This window comes from Allobosea sp. WAO, from assembly GCF_001509835.1.
GTDB lineage: Bacteria > Pseudomonadota > Alphaproteobacteria > Rhizobiales > Beijerinckiaceae > Allobosea.
In genome coordinates, this window is the sequence record NZ_JXTJ01000003.1 from 163656 (window position 1) to 185428 (window position 21773).

The following is a 21773-nucleotide window of genomic DNA, read 5'->3' on the forward strand; positions in this document are numbered from 1 at the left end:
CCGCACTCGACCAGCGAAGACGTGGATGGTCGGGACAAGCCCGACCATGACGGTGAAGCGTCGCGCGACCCCTCACCCTAACCCTCTCCCGCAAGGGGAGAGGGGACAGGCCGCGCCATCCCGCCGCCCAAAGCGTTTGGCAAGCTGCGTGCTTGGTCGCATTGTCGTCGCAGGATTCGGTTCGACTGAAGCTCGGGCCGCCCAGGAGTACGCCGTCATGGATGCCATCGCCGAACGCCTTCTGAAGCCGGAGGCTGCGCCTGAGCGCACGCCGGTGCCGCCCTTCGACCTGGTGATCTTCGGCGCCGGCGGCGACCTTGCCCTGCGCAAGCTCTTTCCGGCGCTGGCCCAGCGCAACGAGGAGGGCGTGCTGCCGGCCGAAAGCCGCATCCTCGGCATCGTCCGCAAGCAGGAGGATCTCGAGGGCATTCCGCGTGAGATCGCCGGCAAGCTCGCCGCGGCCGGGCTTTCGCCCGAGCGCATCGCGGCCTTCCAGCGCCGGCTGACCATGGTCATGCTCGATGCGGTCAAGCCCGAGACCTATGGCGCGTTGAAGGAGGCGCTCGGTGAGTCCGAGCATGTCCGCTCCTTCTATCTCTCGACGCCGCCGGACCTCTTCATCCCGATCTGCGAGAACCTCGCAGCTGCCGGCATATTGACGCCGACCTCGCGCGTCATCCTGGAGAAGCCGCTGGGGCGCGACCTTCACTCGGCGCGGGCGATCAACGACGCCGTCGCGCGCATCCTGCCGGAAAGCCGGACCTACCGGATCGACCATTATCTCGGCAAGGAGACGGTGCAGAACCTGCTCGTCCTGCGCTTCGCCAACACGCTGTTCGAGCGTTCCTGGTCGAGCCGCGACATCGATAATGTCCAGATCACCGTGGCCGAGACGGTCGGGCTCGAATCGCGCGCCGGCTATTACGACAAGGCCGGGCACCTGCGCGACATGGTCCAGAACCATGTCCTGCAACTGCTCTGCCTCTTCGCCATCGAGCCGCCGAACCTGCTCGAGGCCGATGCGGTGCGCGACGAAAAGGTCCGCGTGCTGAAGGCGCTGCGACCTATCGTCGGCCCCGATGTCCAGCGCTGGACCGTGCGCGGCCAGTACGGGCCGGGCGTGATCGAGGGGCAGCGCGTCAAAGGCTATGCCGACGAGCTCGGCCACGCCAGCAACACCGAGACCTTCGTCTCGATCCGCTGCGAGCTCGACACCTGGCGCTGGGCCGGCGTCCCGATCTATCTGCGCACCGGCAAGCGCATGGCGCAGCGCTATTCCGAGATCGCCGTCACCTTCAAGCCGGTGCCGCATTCGATCTTCGGCAATCCGGGCGATTGCGGCCGCCTCGATGCCAACCGCCTCGTCATCCGCCTGCAGCCCAATGACGGCGTGCAGATGCAGCTGATGATGAAGGTTCCGGGCTCTGGCAAGCTCAAGATCGTGCCGCGCCAGCTCGACCTGCGCTACGAGACCGCCTTCGACGTGCGCACGCCCGACGCCTATGAGCGTCTGCTGACCGACGTGATCCGCGGCGACCAGACCCTGTTCATGCGCCGCGACGAGGTCGAGCAGGCCTGGACCTGGATCGACCCGATCCTTGCCGGCTGGCAGGAATACTATCCCCAGCCGCATCGCTATGCCGCCGGCTCCTGGGGCCCGTCGCAGGCGATCGGGCTGATCGAGCGCGAGGGCCGCTCCTGGGCCGATCCGGAGTTCGGCGAATGACCGCTGCCGGCCCGTTGCTGCGCCATCGTTTCGAGACGTTGGCCGATGCCTCCGCGGCGCTGGCCGAGGCCGTCGCGGTCAGGCTGCGCGCCTGCGTCGACGAGCGGGGCAGGGCGCTTCTCGCCGTGCCCGGCGGCACGACGCCGGCGCGTTTCCTCGCCGCCCTCGCCGAGCACGAGCTGCCCTGGGAGAGTGTCACGGTCCTGCCGACCGACGAGCGCTTCGTAGCCCCGGACGACCCGGCCTCGAACGAGCGGATGATCCGTGCCGCCTTCGCGCCCTTGCGCGACGGGCGCGCCGGCTTCGTCTCCTTTCACAGTTGCGGCGATGATCTCGCCGCCGCGGCCGCCAGCCTCGACCGGCTGCTCGCCGGCCTGCCGGCGCTCGACATCCTGGTCAGCGGCATGGGGGCGGACGGTCACATCGCCTCGCTCTTTCCTGGCGACGAGCGCGGCTTGTCGGCAGGGCCGGGCGTCCACGCCATCGCGGCGAGCCCGCCCGACCTGCCGCCGAGGCTGTCGCTCTCTCCGGCGCGGCTGCGCGATGCCGGCCATGCCTGCCTGCTGATTTCTGGCCAGGACAAGGAGCGGGTTCTGGCTTCGGCCGCCGAGCTGCCCGGGGCTTTCCCGGTCGGCCTGCTGCTCGGCCGTCCGCAGGGGCTCGACGTCTACTGGGCGAAGGCTTAAGCCGGGCTCCTAGAGAAGCAGCGAACATCCTCAGCCCTCATCCTGAGGAGCCGCGAAGCGGCGTCTCGAAGGATGCTCCAGTTGTCTTCGGAACCTCTGGAGAATCCTTCGAGACGCGCTCCTGCAGAGCGCTCCTCAGGATGAGGGCTGAGGGAGAGATCAGGAGAGATGTCGATGTCCACCGCCCCCGAGATCGCGCGCCTTGGCGCCTGCGGCGTCGTGCCGGTCGTCGTCATCGACGAGGCGGAGATCGCCGTGCCGTTGGCAGAGGCCCTGCTCGCCGGCGGCATCGACGTGATCGAGATCACCCTGCGTCGCCCGGCTGCCATGGCCGCTCTGGAGAAGGTGGCGCGCGACCTGCCGGAGATCCTGCCGGTTGCGGGCACGGTGGTGACGCCGGCACAGGCGGCCGAGGTACAGAATGCCGGTGCCCGGGCCGTGGTCAGCCCAGGTTTTACCGAGAGCGTCGACGAGGCCCTACGCAAGACCGGCCTGCCCTGGCTGCCCGGCGTCGCGACAGCCTCCGACTGCATGCGCGCCGTCTCGGCGGGCCGCCTGCACTGCAAATTCTTCCCGGCCGAGCAGGCCGGCGGCGTGCCCGGCCTCAAGGCGCTTTCCGGCCCGTTTCCGCAGATGAAGTTCTGCCCGACCGGCGGCGTCTCGCTCGGCAATCTCGGCAATTACCTCGCCTTGCCGCAGGTGCTCTGCGTCGGCGGTTCCTGGCTCGTTCCGGCGGATGCCGTGAAGAATCGCGACTGGGCGCAGGTGACGAAGCTCGCCCGCGAAGCGCGCGAGAAGGTCGCGGAGCTGCGCGGCTAGTCCCGATCACGCAGGCGGCTCCAGGCCAGTTCCTGCGCATAGGTCCTGATATCGGCGGGCCAGCCTGCTGCATGCTCCCCGAAGCCGGCCTCGTCGCCGGCGAACAGGGCGCGTGACGCCTCCTCGAAGCCGGACAGGTTGCCGGCCAGCGCCGCCATGAACCGGTAGGCGTTCTCGGCGGCGATGCGGGCCTGCGTCTGTCCGCCATCGCCGCGTCGTGCCTCGTCGACGAGCCGGCGCAGCGCCTGCGAGGCTCCGCCCGGCTGGGCCGAAAGCCAGTCCCAATGTCGTGGCAGCAGGGTCACTTCCCGCGCCACCACACCCAGCTTCGGTCGGCCGCGCCCGCGCGGCTCCGAACCGCCGAGCCGCGCGACGATCTCCGCCTCGGACCCCCGCAGATCAAGGTCGACCACTCGTCCCGTCGTATCATCGAAGGTCAGTACGCTCGCATCCGGGCGCTCGGCCAGCCGTGCCTGCACGGCGAGCGCGACTGCGGCAAGCGGCCCGCGCGCCAGCAGGGTCTCGCCATCGAAGGCAGTGCAAGGGCGGTCGGCGGTGTCGGTCATATCCGGGTTCCTGTGTTGCGATCTAATTACCCGGATAAAATTTGTTGAGTCAATATCGCCCGGGTGATATTTGCGCCGTTCGATTGCGACAGGAGAGTTGGATGCTGAACGAGGACAGGAAGGCGGCCGTGGCGGCCTACAAGGAGCGCAAGGTTGTCGCGGGCATTTATCAGGTCCACTGCCTCGCCACTGGCGAGCGCTGGGTGGGACAGGCGCCCGATCTCTCGACCATCCGGAACCGCGTCTGGTTCACGCTGCGCCATGGCAGCCACCGCCAGCGCAGCCTGCAGGCTGCCTGGAACGCGCAGGGCGAGGGCGCATTCTCGTTCGAGGAGATCGAGCGGCTGGACGAGAAGGCGCTGGAGGCCGGCCGTGAGCGGGTCATGAAGGCGCGGCTGGCGCATTGGCGCGCGGAGTTGGGGGCGGAGGGGTTGTGAGACCCGCTCCGTCATGCTCGCCCTTGTGGCGAGCATCCACGTCTTGAACACCGCACTTGCCGAACGAAGACATGGATGGTCGGGACAAGCCCGACCACGGGACAAGCCCGACCATGAGAACGGCGTCAGTGCGCCAGCCGCTCGACCACCATGTCCGCGATCGCCAGCGAGCTCGTCAGCCCTGGGCTCTCGATGCCGAGCAGGTTGACCAGTTGCGGCACGCCATGCACGGCCGGGCCGTCGATGCGGAAATCCGGCATCGGCTCGGTCGGCCCGTGTAGCTTCGGCCTGATCCCGGCGTAGTCGGCGACGAGCGCGCCATCGGGAAGACCCGGCCAATAGGTCCGGATCGCCGCATAGAACTTCTCCGCCCGCGCGGGATCGACGACGAGGTCCTGGTCGTGCTCGACCCATTCGACATCGGGGCCGAACTTGACCCGGCCCGCCATGTCGATCGTCGCGTGGATGCCGAGGCCGGCCGCTTCCGGGATCGGATAGACCAGATGGCTGAAGGGCTGCTTGCCGAGCAGCGAGAAGTAATTGCCCTTGGCGAAGTACTGCTTCGGTACATGCTCCGCCGGAAAGCCTTCGAGCCTGCCGAGCAGGCGCGGCGCGCCATGGCCGGCCGCGTTCACCACCGTCGTCACGGAATAGCTCGCCGGGTCCTCGCCGCCGAAATCGACGCTGAAGCCATCCGCCTCACGGCGCCAGGCCAGAATCGGCGTGTTGAGCGCAAGCGAGCCGCCCGCCGCCTCGCATTCGCCGAGCAGCGAGAGCATCAGCGCATGGCTGTCGACGACGCCCGTCTCCGGCGAGAGTAGGGCGATCTCGCAGGTGACCTCGGGCTCCAGCGCCCTGGCCTCGGTGGCGTCGATCCAGCGCAACGAGGCGACGCCGGAGGCTTCGGCGCGCGCCGCGATCGTCTCCAGCGCCGGGCGTTGGCCGGCATGGGTGCCGACGATCAGCTTGCCGCAGGCCCTGTGCGGCAGGCCGCGCTCGCGAAGGTAGTCGTAGAGCAGCTTGCGGCCCTCGACGCAGACCTTGGCCTTCAACGAGCCCGGCGGATAGTAGATGCCGGCGTGGATGACCTCGCTGTTGCGTGCCGAGGTCTGGGTGCCGATGCCTTCGGCCGCCTCGGCGATCACGACCTCGCGGCCGGCGAGCGCAAGCGCACGCGCTGTCGCGAGGCCGACGACGCCGGCCCCGATGACGAGACAGTCGATGTCGCTCATGCGATCCGTGCTCAGCCAGCCCGTTGCGGCATGGCGATTTCGACCAGGCTCGCCCAATAGGTCATGCCGACGGGCAGGGCCTTGTCGTTGAACTCGTAGGCCGGGTGATGCAGCCCGGCGGAGTCGCCATTGCCCATGAAGATATAGGCGCCGGGCCGCTCCTCGAGCATGAAGGAGAAGTCTTCCGAGCCCATGGTCGGCGGCACCTCGGTGTCGATCGCCTCCTTGCCGAAGACGTTCTTCGTCGCGCTGGTGACGAAATCGGTCTGGCCGGCATGGTTGAAGGTCACCGGATAGCCGCGCTCGTACTCGATCTCGAAGGTCAGGCCGAAAGCCTGGGCCGTGCCGGCGACGATCTCGCGGAAGCGCTTTTCGGCGAGGTCGCGCATCTCCGGCGAGAGCGAGCGAACCGTGCCCTTGATCACGACATGCTGCGGGATGACGTTGAAGGCCTCGCCGGCCTGCAGCGCTGTCACCGAGACGACGACGGAATCGAGCGGGTCGGCATTGCGCGAGGCGATGGTCTGCAGCGAGGAGACGAGCTGGCAGGCTGCGACCAGCGGGTCGACCGTCTCGTTCGGCTTGGCGGCATGGCCGCCGCGGCCCTCGAGCTTGAGCAGGAAGCGGTCTGCTGCCGCCATCATCGGCCCCTTGCGGATCGCGAACTGGCCGACGGGCAGGCCGGGCATGTTGTGCAGGCCGTAGACCTCTTGCACGCCGAAGCGCTCCATCAGCCCGTCCTTGCACATCTCCCGGCCGCCGCCGCCGCCTTCTTCGGCCGGCTGGAAGATCATGATGGCGGTGCCGTCGAAATCGCGGGTGTCCGCCAGGTACTTGGCGGCGCCGAGCAGCATGGCGGTATGGCCGTCATGTCCGCAGGCATGCATCTTGCCGGGCACGGTCGAGCGATGCTCGAGATTGGTCTCCTCATGGATCGGCAGCGCATCCATGTCGGCGCGCAGGCCGATGACCTTGCCGGAATTCTGGCCCTTGCCCTTGATCACGCCGACCACGCCGGTGCGGCCGATGCCGGTGACGACCTCGTCGACGCCCCATTCCCGGAGCTTGTCGGCGACGATGCCGGCTGTGCGGTTCACATCGAACAGCAGCTCGGGATGGCGGTGGAAGTCGCGACGGATCGCGGTGATCTCGGGCTCGATCGCCGCGATGAGTTCGGATTTGGGCATCGTATCCTCGGGCCGTTTGGTGCAACTTCGCAGAAATCGGGTTGCCTGATGCGGCAAGCTAGCCCGAGCGGGCGCACCCTGTCCAAGCCGATTGCGGCATGAGGGGGAGGAAGCGCGGGAATGGCGATGCGCCGCTGGGGCAGTGACCCCCGCCGTCTGCGGGCGCTAGACTGGGGCAGCGCCCCTGGCGACATCTCATGCGCCACGAACTTGCGAGGACCATCATGGAGATCAAGCGAAGCGGATCGCAGCCTTCGGGCCAGGGCCCGGCCGACTACTTTACCGGTCAGGTGCGGATCGACCCGCTGTTCAACCCGCCCGAGCCGGCGCGCATCGCGACCGCCCTCGTCACCTTCGAGCCGGGAGCGCGCACGGCCTGGCACACCCACCCGCTCGGCCAGACGCTGATCGTCACCGCAGGCTGCGGCTGGGCGCAGCGCGAGGGCGGCCCGGTCGAGGAGATCCGGGCCGGCGACGTCGTCTGGTTCCCGCCCGGCGAAAGGCATTGGCATGGCGCCGCCGCGACCACGGCGATGAGCCATATCGCCTTGCAGGAGCGCCTCGACGGCGAGACTGTCAAATGGCTGGATCACGTTACGGAAGAGCAGTATCGTCGCTGAATTCGGGAGCTGCTTCCGAGTTTTCGGCGGCCGCTTTCGAAAGGATGGAACGTGCGTCACCTTCGCGCGTTCGGGGTGTACCGCCATCGCTTTGAATGGGAGGCCGCCATGCGCCGCCTGATCGTTCTTGCCGCGTCCTTCCTCCTTGTCGCGCCCTTCATGGCCAGCGAAGCCGATGCCCAGGGGCGCGGCGGCTGGGGCGGCCGCGGCGGAGGCTTCCATGGCGGCGGGTTCCAAGGTGGCGGCATACGCGCCGGAGGGATCGGCATGAACCGGGCCTTCGCCGGCCCGGGCTTCGGCTATCGTGGCGGCGGCGTTAGGGCCGCGGGCTTCGGCTACCGCGGTGGCGTCTATCGCGCTGGCTTCTACCGTGGCGGCGGCTGGGGATGGGGACCCAATCGCTGGGGCGGCTATTACGGACGCGGAGCCTATTGGCGGCGCGGCTACTACAACAACTGGGGCTGGGGCGCCGGAGCCCTCGCCGCCGGGGCGGTCATCGGCGCCGCAGCGGCCTATCCCTATTACGGCTCGTCCTATTACTACGACACGCCCGGCTATTATGGCGGCGACTATTACAGCGGAGCCTACTATGCGCGGCCCTATTACGCGGCGCCGGTCTATGCCGCTCCGGTCTCGTCGGGAATAGGCGGCTATTGCAGCACGCCGGTCCGCACCTGCCAACTGATCAATGTCGCGGAAGTCGGCAGCGGCTGCTCATGCAGCGTCGCCGGCGGGCGGGCTCGCGGAGCCGTGATCCCATAGGTTTACTCGGAGCGGCCCCGAAGGGCGCGCAGTAGTGCTGCGCGCCCGATCTCGTTCTGCTCAGAGCCCGAACTGCTGGCGCCAGCTCTCGATATCTTCGAGCGCGACATTGGAGCCGCAGAGCACCAGCGCGACGCGCTCGCCCGGCTTGAAGCTGTCCTTGCGGGCGAGAGCTGCCGCGACCGTGCAGGCGGCGGCCGGCTCGAGCAGCACGCGGCCGTTCTGCAGCACCCAGAGCAGTTCGCGCACGGCGTCCGCATCCGGCACCAGCACGATCTCTTCGAGGAACTCGCGGGCGGCCGCCATGGTCCGTTCGGTCGCGAAGGGCGCGCCCAGCGTGCGCGCGATCGAGGTCGGGCGGATCGGTACGGGCTTTCCGGCCTCGAGCGCCTGCGTCATCGTCGTCGCGCCCTCGGTCTCGACGCCGTGGATGCGCACGGCCGGATCGAGCCCCTTCAGGGCCGCTCCGACGCCGGCCGAAAAGCCGCCGCCGCCGATCGAGATGAAGACATGGTCGAGCCGGCCGCCGGCATCGGCCGCGAGCTCGAGGCCGACGGTGCCATGGCCGGCGATGATCGCAGGATCATCATAGGAGTGGACATTGGTCATGCCCTTGGCGGCATATTCGTCGGCCTTGGCGAAGGCTGCGATCGAATCCTCGCAGAGCTCGACCTCGCCGCCGGCCTCCTTGGTCAGGCGGATGTTCAGCGGTGCGACGTTCTTCGGCATCAGCACCAGTGCCTTGATGCCGAGCATGCTCGCCACCAGCGAGACGGCGATGGCGTGGTTGCCGCCGGAGACGGTGACGACGCCGCGGGCCTTCTCCGCGTCCGACAGGCCGAGCAGCTTGTTGTAGCAGCCGCGCACCTTGAACGAGCCGGCGAGCTGCAGGCTCTCGACCTTGACGACCGTCTCGACGCCGAGGCGCTGGGAGAGCCCAGCACTGAGGAAGGTCGGGGTACGCCTCACCTTGCCCGCGATGCGGCTGGCGGCGGCCTGGATGTCGGCGAGGGTGACGTCGAAGGACATGGCGGACTCACAGGGAAAGCTCGGTTCGGTCGGCACAACAGCGCGCCGGGTGCGGCCGGGTCAAGCGCGGTGCGCGCATGACCCTTGGACAAGCGTGCGCAACCGGAAGTCCCGCCGTCGATGCCGGGAGCAGTGGCCGTCATGCGTTGGCTCGGGCGCCGGCGCACCACGGCCGGTGATTGACCTCCTGCGGCGTGAGCTTAGCCTGCCGGCACGGATCATGCCTGTCGGCCAGTCTCTGGAGAAATCTGCCCGTGCGTTACACCCCGAAGGAAATGCTGGCCAAGCTGGTCTCGTTCAACACCGAATCGCAGCGCAGCAATGTCGAACTGATCCATTTCTGCCGCGACTATCTCGCCGCTCATGGCGTCGAGAGCACGGTGGTGCCGAGTCCGGACGGCTTCAAGGCCAATCTCTACGCCACCATCGGCCCCAAGGTGGATGGCGGCGTTGTCCTCTCCGGCCATACCGACGTGGTCCCCGTCGAAGGCCAGGACTGGAGCTCGGACCCGTGGACGCTGACCGAGCGCGACGGCAAGCTCTATGGCCGCGGCTCCTGCGACATGAAGGGTTTCGATGCCATCGCGCTCGCTTTGGTGCCGGAGATGCTCGCGGCCGGCTTGAAGCGGCCGGTTCATATCGCCCTGTCCTATGACGAGGAGGTCGGCTGCATTGGTGCTCGCTACCTGATCGACGCGATGTCCGCGGCCGGGGTCAAGCCCTCGGCCGTGATCGTCGGCGAGCCCTCGATGATGCAGGTCGTCACCGGCCATAAGGGTGGCACCCGGATGCGCACGACCGTCCGCGGCCATGCCGTGCATTCCAGCCGCGTCGACATCGGCGTGCCCGCCGTGATGGTCGCCGGCAAGCTGATCGCGTGGCATGACGAGGTCATGGACGAGAACAAGGCGAAGGCGACAGCCGGCATTCCCTTCGAGCCGCCTTATTCCACGCTGCATGTCGGCGTCGTCGAAGGCGGCACCGCGGTCAACATCACTGCCGAGCATTGCGCCTTCAGCCATGAGGTCCGCGTCATGCCGGGCGACGATGCCGACTATGTCGCCCGCTATCGCGCGAAGATGGCGGAGCTCGAGGCGCCGATGAAGGCGATCGCGCCAGAGACCGGCATCGTCATGGAGATCACCTCCTACACCCCACCGCTCGCGCCGGAGAAGGAGGGCGAGGCCGAGCAACTGGCGCGCCGCCTCACCGGCGACAATGCCAGCCATGTCGTCGCCTACGGTACCGAGGGCGGCCTGTTCCAGGCGGCGGGCTGGTCGACCGTGGTCTGCGGGCCCGGCGATATCGCCCAGGCGCACCAGCCGGACGAGTTCATCACCGTGGCCCAGCTCGATGCCGGCTCATCGTTCGTGCGTGCGCTGATCGCGGACCTGGCCCGCTGACGGCGCAGGGCGGAGCGCCTTTGCATCGGAAAGTCACCCTGTGCTCGCATGAACGTGCGCAGGGTGATTAGTATATGCAATAAAGTTCGATCTCGGGGGAAGCGCGCGGCCCGCACTGGACGCGGACTTCGAAGCACCTCTAATCTGCCGCCTTCCTCGGATCGTCGCCAATGTACGTGGCGGTCCGGGCGCCGCTCCTGGGGAGGAGTGGGAATAACCAATCGGGAGAACGTTCTTCATGTCCTTCAAGACCCATTGCCTGGCAGCCGTAGCGGCGCTGGCTCTGATGTGCGGTACGGCTCAGGCGCAGACGCTGCGCTATGCCAACCAGGGCGAGTTGAAGTCGCTCGACCCGTACACCGTCAACGAAACCACCACGAACGCCCATATCGGCCACCCCTATGAGGGGCTGACGGCGCGCGGCAAGGATCTCAAGATCGAGCCCGCCCTCGCCGAGAAGTGGGAGGTCTCCGATGACGGCCTGAAATGGCGCCTGTTCCTGCGCAAGGGCGTCAAGTTCCATGGCGGCGAGGACTTCACCGCCGACGACGTGATCTTCTCCGCCGAGCGCGTCCGCGCCCAGGGCTCGAACTTCACCACACGCATCCCGACCAGCGCCAAGTTCGTCAAGGTCGACGACCACACGGTCGATGTCGTCCTCACTGCGCCGAACCCGATCCTGAACGCGCAGTGGGACACCTGGTACATCATGTCGAAGAAGTGGGCGGAGGCGAACAACGCCGTCGCTCCGACCCCGGCAGCTGCGACCACGCCGAGCTATGCCGCGCTCAACGCCAACGGCACCGGCCCCTACAAGATCGAGAGCCACCAGCCGGGCGTGAAGACCGTCTTCAAGCTCAACGAGAACTACTGGAAGAAGATCGAAGGCAACATCAAGGAGATCGTCTTCACGCCGATCGCCTCTGACGCCACGCGCGTCGCCGCGCTGCTCTCCGGCGAAGTCGACGTGATCGAGCCGGTTCCGATCCAGGACATCCAGCGCGTCAACGCCTCGGGCAACGCCCAGGTCCTCACCGGGCCGGAACTGCGCACGATCTTCCTCGGCATGGACCAGACCCGCGACGAGCTGCTGGAATCCAGCGTCAAGGGCAAGAACCCCTTCAAGGACGTCCGTGTCCGCCAGGCCTTCTTCCAGGCGATCGACATCGAGACGATCAAGAGCCGCGTCATGCGCGGGCTCTCGACGCCTTCGGCCCTGATGATCGCGCCGGAGCTGTTCCCGCATGCGGGCTTCACCCGTGCCAAGTTCGACACCGAGGCCTCGAAGAAGCTGCTGGCCGAAGCCGGCTACCCGAACGGCTTCGAGATCGGCATGGACTGCCCGAACGACCGCTACGTCAATGACGGCCAGATCTGCCAGGCCGTCGTCGGCATGCTGGCGCGCGCCGGCATCAAGGTGAACCTGAACGCCCAGCCGAAGGGCCAGTATTTCGCCAAGGTGCTGAAGTCCGGCGGCTACAAGACCTCGTTCTACCTGCTCGGCTGGACGCCCGGCACCTTCGACAGCCACAACGTCCTGCACGACATCATCGGCTGCCGCGATGTCGCCGGCTCCTCGCGCGGCGAGTCCAATCTCGGCAACTACTGCAACAAGAAGGTCGACGAGCTGACCGACAAGATCCTTGTCGAGTCCGACACCGCCAAGCGCGACGCGATGATCAAGGAAGCCTACAAGATCTCGGTCGACGAATTCGGCTACATCCCGCTGCATCAGCAGGCGCTGGCCTGGGGCGTGTCGAAGAAGGTGAAGCTCGCCCAGCGCGCCGACAATTCGGTGCTGCTCTACTACGCCACCAAGGAGTGATGGCGCGCGGTGTGCGGGCCAAGGCTCGCGCACCGCGTCCGTTCCACGTCGAAGCATCTTAGCCCTGCCGGGCCGCCTCACGGCGCGGCAGGGACTGACGGGCTTGTTGGCATAGACGGGCGTTCCGGTGGAGCTCCCGCCCTCATAGATTCCTCGTAAAGGCGGCCATGCTCGCTTTCATTCTGCGTCGGCTGTTCCAGTCGCTTCTCGTCATGCTGGCGGTGGCGCTGATCGCCTTCGCCATGTTCCGCTTCGTCGGCGATCCCGTGAACCAGCTCGTCTCGCTCGACACGCCGCAGGAGCAGGTCGCGCAGATCCGCAAGTCGCTCGGGCTCGACGAGCCGGTCGTCGTCCAGTTCGCCCGCTACATCTACAATGCGGTGCGGCTCGAATTCGGCGTTTCCTACCAGTTCCGCCTGCCGGTGATCTCGCTGCTCGGCGAACGCGCCCCGGCGACGCTCGAACTCGCCTTCATGTCGGCGCTGTTCTCGCTCCTCGTCGGCATTCCGATGGGCGTCTACACCGCATTGCGGCGCGACAGCTGGCTCGCCAAGCTCTTCCAGACCGTCTCGCTCGTCGGGATCAGCCTGCCGACCTTCCTGATCGGCATCCTGCTGATCTACCTGTTCTCGGTCACGCTCGGCTGGCTGCCCTCCTTCGGGCGCGGCGAGGTCGTCAAGATCGGCAACTGGTGGACCACCGGCCTGCTCACCGCCTCCGGCTGGAAGGCGCTGATCCTGCCCTCGATCACGCTCGGCCTGTTCCAGATGACGCTGATCATGCGCCTCGTCCGGGCCGAGATGCTGGAGGTGCTGCGCACCGACTACATCAAGTTTGCGAGGGCGCGCGGCCTGAAGACCCGCGCCATCCATTTCGGCCATGCGCTGAAGAACACGCTGGTGCCGGTCATCACCATCGCCGGCCTTCAGCTCGGCTCGATCATCGCCTTCGCCATCATCACCGAGACGGTGTTCCAGTGGCCGGGCATGGGCCTGCTCTTCCTGAAGGCGGTGCAGCAGGTCGATATCCCGATCATGGCGGCCTATCTCATCCTGATCTCGTTCCTGTTCGTCAGCATCAATCTGATCGTCGACCTGCTCTACGCCGCGGTCGACCCGCGCCTGCGCGCGACGATCGGCGCGCATTGAAGGCGGGAGACAAGCCATGACCGCTCAGACCCCGTCCTCTACCCCCGTCGCCCCGTCGACCAAGCCGCCCTCGCTCTGGGCCCGCATCCTCGACAGCGACATCCTCGCCAGCTTCCTGCGCTCCAAGGTGACCATGGTCGCCGCGGTGATCGTGCTCCTGATGTTCATCGGCGCGGCCTTCTCGCCCTGGATCGCGCCGACCAACCCGTTCGACCCGGCCACGGTCTTTCTTTCCGATGCCAACATCCCGCCGGCCTGGCAGGCTGGCGGCGATCCCAAGTTCATCTTCGGCACGGACGACCAGGGCCGCGATCTCTATTCGGCGATCCTCTACGGCCTGCGCGTCTCGCTGATCGTCGGCGGCCTCGGCGTCGCGCTCGCCGCGACGATCGGCATCACGCTCGGCCTGCTCGCCGGTTATCTCGGCGGCCGCGTCGACTCGCTGATCATGCGCATCGCCGATGTCCAGCTCACCTTCCCGGCGATCCTGATCGCGTTGCTGATCGACGGCGTCGTGCGCGGCATCTTCAAGGGCGCCAACCGCGAGGACACGGCGCTCTACGTGCTGGTGATCTCGATCGGCCTCAGCTTCTGGGTGCAATACGCCCGCACCATCCGCGGTTCGACCCTGGTCGAGCGCAACAAGGACTATGTCCAGGCGGCGCGCCTCGTCGGCTTGCCGGCGCCCTTGATCATGCTGCGCCATGTCCTGCCGAACGTGATCGGCCCGGTGCTGGTTATCCTGACAATCAACCTGGCGCTGGCGGTGATCACCGAGGCGACCCTGTCCTTCCTCGGCGTCGGCCTGCCGCCGACCCAGCCTTCGCTCGGCACGCTGATCTCGATCGGCAACCGCTACCTGTTCTCGGGCGACTGGTGGATCGTCGCCTTCCCGGGCCTGACGCTGGCGATCCTGGTGCTCGCCGTGAACCTGCTCGGCGACTGGCTCCGCGACGCCCTCAATCCGAGGCTGAGATGAGCGGAAATCTCCTGCGCGCGGTGCCTGCGAGAGAGGCAAGTGCCACTTTCCGCTATGTGTTTCGCGCAGATTAGACCCGTGACAGACAAGGGGCCCAGCCCTAACATCTCGTCCTTTACCGGCCCTGGAGCAGGGCCGCGACCGGGAGGTTCGTTATCATGAAACCGCGTATGTTTGCCTTCGCAGCCGCGCTGATCGGGGTCTCCGCGCTGGCGCTCGGCGCCGCCGAGGCAAGGCCGCTGAAATGGGCCTCGGCAGGCGATGCCCTGACCATCGATCCGCATGGCCAGAACGAGGGCCTGACCACCACGGTCAACCAGCAGATGTATGAGGCGCTGACCGAGCGCGACCATGCCGGCAAGCTTCACCCGCTGCTCGCTTCGTCCTGGAAGGTGCTCGCGGACGATCCGACGACCTGGGAATTCAAGCTGCAGGAGGGCGTCAAGTTCCATGACGGCTCGCCCTTCACCGCCGACGACGTGGTGTTCTCCTATGAGCGCGCCATGCAGCCGACCTCGGACTTCAAGGGCTACCTCACCTCGGTCGAGAAGGTCTCGAAGGTCGACGACCTGACGGTCCGGATCAAGACCAAGGGGCCGAACCCGCTCCTGGTCAACAACACCTCCGCCATCCGCATCATGAGCAAGGCCTGGGCGGAGAAGAACAACGCCACCAAGGCGCAGGATTTCAAGAACAAGGAAGAGAATTACGCCGTTCGCAACGCCAACGGCACCGGCCCCTTCATCCTCGTCTCGCGCGAATCCGACGTGAAGACGGTGATGAAGCGCAACGACAATTACTGGGCCAAGGCAAAGGTGCCGCTCGAGATCACCGAGCTTACCTATGTGCCGATCAAGCAGGATGCGACCCGCATCGCGGCGCTGCTCTCCGGCGAGGTCGATCTCGTCCAGGACGTGCCGGTGCAGGACATCGCCCGGCTGAAGAGCCAGCCCAAGGTCCGCGTCACCACCGGACCTGAGAACCGCACCATCTTCTTCGGCATGGACGTCGCGTCCAAGGACCTGAAGGGCGACAATGTCGAGGGCAAGAACCCCTTCGCCGACAAGCGCGTCCGCCAGGCGATGAATATGGCGCTCAACCGCGGCGCGATCCAGCGCGTCGTGATGCGCGGCGAGTCGATCCCGACCGGCATCATCCTGCCGCCCTTCGCCAATGGCTGGACCAAGGAACTCGACGCCGCGCCGGCGACCGATGTCGCCAAGGCCAAGGCGCTGCTGGCCGAGGCCGGCTATCCGAACGGCTTCTCGGTGACGCTGCATTGCCCGAATGATCGCTACATCAACGATGAGGGCATCTGCCAGGCGGCGGTCGGCATGTTCGGCCAGATCGGCGTCAAGGTGAACCTGGTCTCGCAGTCGAAGTCGATCCACTTCAACCTGATCCAGAAGAACCCGCCGGAGACCGAGTTCTATCTCGTCGGCTGGGGCGTCCCGACCTTCGATAGCGACTACGTCTTCTCCTACATGTACCACACCCGCACCGGTTCGCAGGGTAGCTGGAACGCGACCGGCTATTCCGACAAGGATGTCGATGCGCAGATCCAGTCGCTCTCCAAGGAGATCGACATCGCCAAGCGCGACGCCGCCATCGCCAAGATCTGGGCGAAGGTGAAGGACGAGACGATCTACCTGCCGATCCACCACCAGACGCTCAGCTACGGCATGAATTCGACGCTCGACGTGCCTGTCGACGTTCAGAACCAGCCGAAGCTGAAGATGGTTTCGTTCAAGGGCTCGTAGAGCCGGCATCCTGTCGCGGGGGCCGCATCAAGACGGCCCCCGCGACCTTCGTTTCTATAAGGGGTTCAAGACGCGATGCTCGCCTATATCCTGCGCTCGCTGATGCAGGGGCTGGTGGTGATGCTCGCCGTCGCCTTCATCGCCTTCTCGATGTTCCGTTTCGTCGGCGATCCCATGGTCAACATGCTTGGCCAGGAGGCGACGCTGCAGGACCGCGCCGAGCTGACGCAGCGCCTCGGCCTCAACGATCCCGTGCCCGTGCAGTTCGCCCGCTTCGTCGCCGATGCGGCGCGCGGCGACTTCGGCATCTCCTATCGCCAGGGCCGCAAGGTTTCCGAGCTGATCCTCGAGCGCTTGCCGGCGACGGTCGAGCTCGCCGTGCTTTCGGCGGTCTTCGCCTTCATCGTCGGCATCGGCTTCGGCGTCTACGCCGCGATCCGCCGCGATGGCTGGGTCGCCAATCTCATCATGTCGGTCTCGCTGATCGGGGTCAGCCTGCCGACCTTCCTGATCGGCATCGGCCTGATCTACATCTTCGCTGTCGAGCTCCGCTGGCTGCCCTCCTTCGGGCGCGGCGATACGGTCAAGATCGGCTGGTGGAGTACCGGCCTGCTGACCGTAAGCGGGCTGAAATCGCTGGTCCTGCCGGTGCTGACGCTCGGCTTCCTCCAGCTCACCCTGATCATGCGGCTCGTCCGTTCCGAAATGCTCGAGGTGATGCGGGCCGATTTCATCCGTTTCGCCCGCGCGCGCGGCATTCCCGAGCGCCGCATCGAGTTCCGCCATGCTCTGCGCAACACCATGATCCCGGTCATCACCATCGCCGGTCTCCAGCTCGGCGGGGTCATCGCCTTCGCCATCGTCACCGAGACGGTGTTCCAGTGGCCGGGGCTCGGCGCGCTCTTCGTCAACGCCGTGCAGTTCGTCGACGTTCCCGTGATGTCGGCCTATCTGCTCTTCGTCGCCTTCGTCTTCGTGGTGACTTCGCTCCTGGTCGACCTTGTCTATGTCGCGCTCGATCCGCGTCTGCGGTCGGGCTCCGCGGTTCCGGCGAAGTGAGGCGGCGATGAGCGACGAACCTCTGCCTGTGATCCCGCCCAGCCGTCTCGCCCGGTTCTGGGACTCCGATCTGGTCTATTCCTTCCGCTCCTCGCCGGTGACGGTGGTGGCGAGCGTCATGGCGTTCCTGCTCGTGCTCGCCGCGATCTTCGCGCCGCTGATCGCGCCCTATGATCCGTTCGATCCGGCCTCGCTCGACCTCTCCGACGGGTTCTCGCGCCCGATGCAGCCCAATGAGATTACCGGCAAGGTGTTCTGGCTGGGATCGGACGGGCAGGGGCGGGATATCTTCTCGGCCATCCTCTACGGCTCGCGCGTCTCGCTTCTGGTCGGTGCGGCCTCGGTCGTGTTCTCGCTGATCCTCGGCGTCGGCCTCGGCCTCGTCGCCGGCTATGTCGGCGGCCGCACCGAGGCGCTGATCATGCGCATCGCCGACATCCAGCTCTCCTTCCCGGCGATCCTGGTAGCGCTGCTCGTCTTCGGCGTGGCGCGCGGGCTGATCCCCCCGGCGGCGCAGGAGCAAGCGACGCTGCTCGTCCTCGTCATCGCGATCGGCCTCGCAAACTGGGCGCAATATGCCCGCACCGTGCGCGGCTCGACCCTGGTCGAGAAGAACAAGGTCTATGTCGACGCCGCCCGCCTGATCGGCCTCAAGGCCTGGCCGGTGATGCTGAAGCACGTCCTGCCCAATGTCGCCGGGCCGGTGCTGGTCATCGCCACGATCAACCTTGCGCTCGCGGTGATCGAGGAGGCGACGCTGTCCTTCCTTGGCGTCGGCATGCCGCCGACCCAGCCCTCGCTCGGCACGTTGATCCGCTTCGGCCAGCAATACCTGTTCTCCGGCGAGTGGTGGATCCTGCTGTTCCCGTCGCTCGTCCTGATCCTGCTCGCGCTGTCGATCAACCTGTTCGGTGATTGGCTGCGCGATGCACTGAATCCGAAGCTGAGGTGAGAGATGAACCGCACCCCGTTCAAGTCCAGGCCTTCGGAGCAGCGATGACCCAGCCCGTCATTTCCGTGAACGAACTGACCGTCGAATTCGTGACGCGGCGCGGCACGTTGCGCGCCCTCGACAAGGTCTCGTTCGACGTCGCCCGCGGCGAGGTGCTCGGCGTAGTCGGTGAATCCGGCGCCGGCAAGTCTGTCACCGGTTCGGCCATCATCGGCCTGATCGATCCGCCCGGTCGTATCGCCGGCGGCGAAGTCCTGCTCTCCGGCGCGCGCGTCGACAATCTTCCGCCCGAGGCGATGCGCAAGATCCGCGGCAAGCGCATCGGCATGATCTTCCAGGATCCGCTGACCAGCCTGAACCCACTCTACCGGGTCGGCGAACAGCTGATCGAGACGATCCAGACCCATACCGATCTCAACGCGGCCGACGCCCGCAAGCGCGCCATCGCCCTGCTCGACGAGGTCGGCATCCCCGCGCCGGAGCGCCGCATCGACGGCTACCCGCACGAGTTCTCGGGCGGCATGCGCCAGCGCGTGGTGATTGCGCTCGCCCTCTGCGCCGAGCCCGAATTCATCATCGCCGACGAGCCGACGACGGCGCTCGACGTCTCCGTGCAGGCCCAGATCATCGCGTTGATCAAGCGGCTCTGCAAGGAACGTGGCACCTCGGTGATGCTCGTCACCCACGACATGGGTGTCATCGCCGAGACGGCCGATCGCGTCGCGGTGATGTATGCCGGCCGCGTCGCCGAGATCGGTCCGGTCCGCGACGTGGTCAAGCAGCCGCTCCACCCCTATGCGGTCGGCCTGATGGGCGCGATCCCCTCGATCGAGGGCGATGCCGAACGGCTCGTCCAGATTCCCGGCTCGATGCCGCGCCTCTCCAACATCCCCAAGGGCTGCGCCTTCAATCCGCGTTGCTCCAAGGCGTTCGCCCGCTGCTTCGTCGAGCGGCCGGAACTGATCGATGTCGGCGGCCGCCAGGTCGCCTGCCACCTCTACGACCAGTCGAAGGCTCCGACTGGCCAAAGCCCGACCGACAAAGCGGAGATCGCCGCGTGACCCAGGACGTCTCCAAGGCACCCTTCGTCCAGGTCCGTGACCTGAAACGCGTCTTCGACGTCTCGAAGCCCTGGCTCAACCGGGTGATCGAGAGTGCCCCGAAGCAGTATCTCAAGGCGGTCGACGGCGTCTCCTTCGACATCCGCAAGGGCGAGACCTTCGCGCTGGTCGGCGAGTCCGGCTCCGGCAAGTCGACTGTGGCGCGCATGGTCGTCGGCCTGCTGCCGCCATCGGGCGGCACCGTCTCGATCGACGGCGTCTCGATGACCGATGCCGCCGCTGCCCAGGAACGTCAGCGTCTGCGCCGCCGCATCCAGATGATCTTCCAGGACCCGTATGCCTCGCTGAACCCGCGCTGGCGTGTCGGCCGGATCATCGCCGAGCCGATCCGCGCCTTCGACATCATTCAGGGCGACCGCGAGATCGAGGGGCGCGTCGGCGAATTGCTCAGCCTGGTCGGCCTGCACCCCGACGACGGCAAGAAGTTCCCGCACGAATTCTCCGGCGGCCAGCGCCAGCGCATCGCGATCGCCCGTGCGCTCGCCTCCAATGCCGAGTTCATCGTCTGCGACGAGCCGACCTCGGCGCTCGACGTCTCGGTGCAGGCGCAGATCCTCAACCTGATGCGCGATCTGCAGCAGAAGTTTGGCCTGACCTACCTGTTCATCTCGCACAACCTCGCCGTCGTCCGACACATGGCGTCGCGGATCGGCGTGATGTATCTCGGCCGCTTGGTCGAGGTCTCGGAAGGTAAGCAGCTCTTCTCCGCGCCGCGTCACCCCTACACCAAGATGCTGCTCGATGCGGTGCCCGATCTCGCCATGGTCGGCAAGGCCCGCGAGGGCGTGAAGGGCGAGATTCCGAACCCGATCAGCCCGCCTTCGGGCTGCACCTTCCACCCGCGCTGCCCGCTGGTCTTCGATCGCTGCCGGGTCGAGAACCCGCCGGTGATCGACGGCGTCGCCTGTCATGCGGTGAACCAGGGCAGGGCGGCGGCTTAGGAGCAAACGGAACACCGTCTTTCCGGGGCGCCGCGCAGCGGCGAGCCCGGAACCCAGCAGCGGCGAACGCCGCCGCGGAAGCGCTGTCGTGCCTGAGCCTCGTCCAAAGGCACATTGGTTCTGGGCTCCAGACTCAGGCCTGCGGCCTGCTCCGGAATGACGCTGCTGCGACCTACTGCCCTGCAGGAAGGGTCGGCGCCTTCGGCCGCCGGCTTAGCGGCGCGACCGGCCGCTCAGTCCGGTACTGGCCGCGCGCGATCGCGGTGAAGAGCAGGGCGACGGCGGTCAGCGTCATCAGCCACCAGGTCTGGAACGAGGCGAAGCCGAGCGCCGCCAACGAGAAGGCGGTGGCATAGGCGGCGACGCCGCCAGCAGCCAGCGCGCCCGGCATGCGCCCGGCGGCGCTGATCGCGAAATAAAGGGCGAGCGCCGCGGTCGTCGCTCCGACGAGGCCGAGTTCGTACCAGGTCTCGAACAGGATCGTGGTCGGCACTTCGAGCGGCAGGGCGCCGGTAATGCGCCCGCGCAGCACGGTGTCGAGCCCGTGACCGGTGATCAGCTGAATCGGCCGGCTCGAAATGATGTCGGCCCAGATGTCGAGCCCGACGGCAACCGTGCTGAAGGCGTTCGGCGACAGCCGCAGGAGCGGCGCCAGCAGGAAGGGCAAGAGCGGTGCCAGCAGCATCAGCCCGGCGCAGACGCCGCCGACCAGCCTCGCACCGAAGCGCCTGTTGGCGCTGACCACGCCGAAGGCGATGGCGCCGAACAGCATCGCTGCCGCTTCTCCGTCCTCGAAGCGTGTCAGCGCCAGGAGGCCGACGACGAGGGCAAGCCCGAGCGCCGTCAGCCCACGCTCGCGCGACAGGAGCCAGGCCAGTGCCGGCCAGGACATGATCAGGACGACACTGACGCCGCGCTCGACGCTGCCGGCCTCGTTGGCGGCGCGCGAGCCGGCCGGGGTCAGCGCCTCGGTCAACAGCAGGCCGAGCGCCAGCAGGGCGGCGAGGCCGGTACCCAGCGCCGCGAGGTTCAGGTTCGAGGCGCGCATTCGCTCGGGCAGGGCCGCGGCGCCGGCAAAGCCGAGCACGACGGCGAGGAAGAGATTGGCGGCCTTTTCGCTGGCCGAGCCGGTATAGGGGCTCCAGACCAGCGACAGCACCGCCCAGGCTACGAGCGCCAGCAGCGTCAAGCCGGCGAAGCCGGAGAGCGAGCTCTTGAGGTTGTCGCCGAACTCGGAAGGGTTCTCGATCAACGCGGCGATCACCAGCAGCACGACGCCGATCGGTGCCAGCACCACCGCGGCGCGGCGCGAGACCAGCGAGGCCAGCGGCAAGGCGAGCGCCAGTGTCGCAAAGCCGATGCGGCGCAGCAGCAGCGCCGAGGAGGCAGCAGGGTCGAGCGGGGTCGGGGCGTTCGGGCGGATCATCGATGGTACGCGTTCGGGCACGAGGCCGCTTCTCCGGAGGGATCGCCGGCGCCAGCCCTCGCCACCCTAGCGCCTACCGGGGCCGGCGGCTGTAG

The 21773-nt window shown here is 67.1% G+C and carries 20 protein-coding genes; 15 read left to right on the plus strand and 5 right to left on the minus strand.

Annotated features, from left to right (window positions below; translation table 11 throughout):
• The first annotated feature begins 217 nt into the window (after window positions 1-217).
• From zwf to eda, 3 genes are all read left to right on the plus strand, one after another.
• Window positions 218-1726: a glucose-6-phosphate dehydrogenase gene (zwf, locus tag DK26_RS02350; protein WP_066467924.1), complete on the plus strand. Its 1509-nt coding sequence runs from the start codon at window positions 218-220 to the stop codon at window positions 1724-1726.
• The gene (gene pgl / locus DK26_RS02355) at window positions 1723-2412 is read left to right on the plus strand and encodes a 6-phosphogluconolactonase (protein WP_066467926.1); all 690 of its coding nucleotides are present in this window, start codon (window positions 1723-1725) and stop codon (window positions 2410-2412) included. Before zwf ends, pgl begins: the two co-directional genes overlap by 4 nt.
• Window positions 2413-2586: 174 nt before the next feature.
• Window positions 2587-3231, plus strand: coding sequence for a bifunctional 4-hydroxy-2-oxoglutarate aldolase/2-dehydro-3-deoxy-phosphogluconate aldolase (gene eda, locus DK26_RS02360; protein ID WP_066468730.1), 645 nt, complete (start codon window positions 2587-2589; stop codon window positions 3229-3231).
• On the opposite strand, the gene DK26_RS02365 is transcribed toward eda, so the two are convergent.
• A complete protein-coding gene (locus tag DK26_RS02365; protein ID WP_066467928.1) occupies window positions 3228-3797 on the minus strand; it encodes a DUF2239 family protein in 570 nt (189 codons plus the stop codon). The genes eda and DK26_RS02365 overlap by 4 nt on opposite strands.
• A gap of 101 nt (window positions 3798-3898) precedes the next feature.
• Between DK26_RS02365 and DK26_RS02370 the strand changes: the two genes are divergently transcribed.
• Entirely contained in the window at window positions 3899-4234 is a 336-nt protein-coding gene (locus DK26_RS02370) for a GIY-YIG nuclease family protein (protein ID WP_066467933.1), read from the plus strand.
• Between the two features lie 125 nt (window positions 4235-4359).
• Here the strand turns inward: DK26_RS02370 and DK26_RS02375 are convergent, their stop codons facing one another.
• Window positions 4360-5466: an NAD(P)/FAD-dependent oxidoreductase gene (locus tag DK26_RS02375; protein WP_066467935.1), complete on the minus strand. Its 1107-nt coding sequence runs from the start codon at window positions 5464-5466 to the stop codon at window positions 4360-4362.
• A gap of 11 nt (window positions 5467-5477) precedes the next feature.
• Window positions 5478-6653: a M20 aminoacylase family protein gene (locus tag DK26_RS02380; protein ID WP_066467937.1), complete on the minus strand. Its 1176-nt coding sequence runs from the start codon at window positions 6651-6653 to the stop codon at window positions 5478-5480.
• Between the two features lie 224 nt (window positions 6654-6877).
• Between DK26_RS02380 and DK26_RS02385 the strand changes: the two genes are divergently transcribed.
• The gene (locus DK26_RS02385) at window positions 6878-7273 is read left to right on the plus strand and encodes a cupin domain-containing protein (RefSeq protein ID WP_066467939.1); all 396 of its coding nucleotides are present in this window, start codon (window positions 6878-6880) and stop codon (window positions 7271-7273) included.
• Window positions 7274-7381: 108 nt separating this feature from the next.
• Window positions 7382-8035, plus strand: a complete 654-nt coding sequence (locus tag DK26_RS02390) for a hypothetical protein (protein WP_083532958.1) — start codon at window positions 7382-7384, stop codon at window positions 8033-8035.
• Window positions 8036-8095: 60 nt separating this feature from the next.
• On the opposite strand, the gene DK26_RS02395 is transcribed toward DK26_RS02390, so the two are convergent.
• Window positions 8096-9064, minus strand: coding sequence for a pyridoxal-phosphate dependent enzyme (locus tag DK26_RS02395; RefSeq protein WP_066467942.1), 969 nt, complete (start codon window positions 9062-9064; stop codon window positions 8096-8098).
• A 254-nt stretch (window positions 9065-9318) separates the two neighbouring features.
• Between DK26_RS02395 and argE the strand changes: the two genes are divergently transcribed.
• From argE to DK26_RS02440, 9 genes are all read left to right on the plus strand, one after another.
• Entirely contained in the window at window positions 9319-10467 is a 1149-nt protein-coding gene (argE, locus tag DK26_RS02400; RefSeq protein ID WP_349236316.1) for an acetylornithine deacetylase, read from the plus strand.
• Between the two features lie 286 nt (window positions 10468-10753).
• Window positions 10754-12292: an ABC transporter substrate-binding protein gene (locus tag DK26_RS02405; RefSeq protein ID WP_248309862.1), complete on the plus strand. Its 1539-nt coding sequence runs from the start codon at window positions 10754-10756 to the stop codon at window positions 12290-12292.
• A 167-nt stretch (window positions 12293-12459) separates the two neighbouring features.
• Window positions 12460-13440: an ABC transporter permease gene (locus DK26_RS02410; protein WP_066467944.1), complete on the plus strand. Its 981-nt coding sequence runs from the start codon at window positions 12460-12462 to the stop codon at window positions 13438-13440.
• Between the two features lie 16 nt (window positions 13441-13456).
• Window positions 13457-14419, plus strand: coding sequence for an ABC transporter permease (locus DK26_RS02415; protein WP_066467946.1), 963 nt, complete (start codon window positions 13457-13459; stop codon window positions 14417-14419).
• 158 nt (window positions 14420-14577) lie between these two features.
• On the plus strand, window positions 14578-16179 hold the full coding sequence (locus DK26_RS02420; protein ID WP_066467948.1) for an ABC transporter substrate-binding protein: 1602 nt from the start codon (window positions 14578-14580) through the stop codon (window positions 16177-16179).
• 75 nt (window positions 16180-16254) lie between these two features.
• Window positions 16255-17238, plus strand: coding sequence for an ABC transporter permease (locus tag DK26_RS02425; protein ID WP_066467950.1), 984 nt, complete (start codon window positions 16255-16257; stop codon window positions 17236-17238).
• A 7-nt stretch (window positions 17239-17245) separates the two neighbouring features.
• Complete coding sequence (locus DK26_RS02430) at window positions 17246-18190, plus strand: ABC transporter permease (protein ID WP_066467952.1); 945 nt, start codon at window positions 17246-17248, stop codon at window positions 18188-18190.
• A 44-nt stretch (window positions 18191-18234) separates the two neighbouring features.
• The gene (locus DK26_RS02435) at window positions 18235-19251 is read left to right on the plus strand and encodes an ABC transporter ATP-binding protein (RefSeq protein ID WP_066467954.1); all 1017 of its coding nucleotides are present in this window, start codon (window positions 18235-18237) and stop codon (window positions 19249-19251) included.
• Window positions 19248-20252 (plus strand): oligopeptide/dipeptide ABC transporter ATP-binding protein, encoded by a 1005-nt coding sequence (locus DK26_RS02440; protein WP_066467956.1) that lies wholly within the window; start codon window positions 19248-19250, stop codon window positions 20250-20252. The genes DK26_RS02435 and DK26_RS02440 overlap by 4 nt, the downstream gene beginning before the upstream one ends.
• A 172-nt stretch (window positions 20253-20424) precedes the next feature.
• On the opposite strand, the gene DK26_RS02445 is transcribed toward DK26_RS02440, so the two are convergent.
• The gene (locus DK26_RS02445) at window positions 20425-21699 is read right to left on the minus strand and encodes a peptide ABC transporter permease (RefSeq protein WP_184231599.1); all 1275 of its coding nucleotides are present in this window, start codon (window positions 21697-21699) and stop codon (window positions 20425-20427) included.
• Between the last annotated feature and the right edge of the window lie 74 nt (window positions 21700-21773).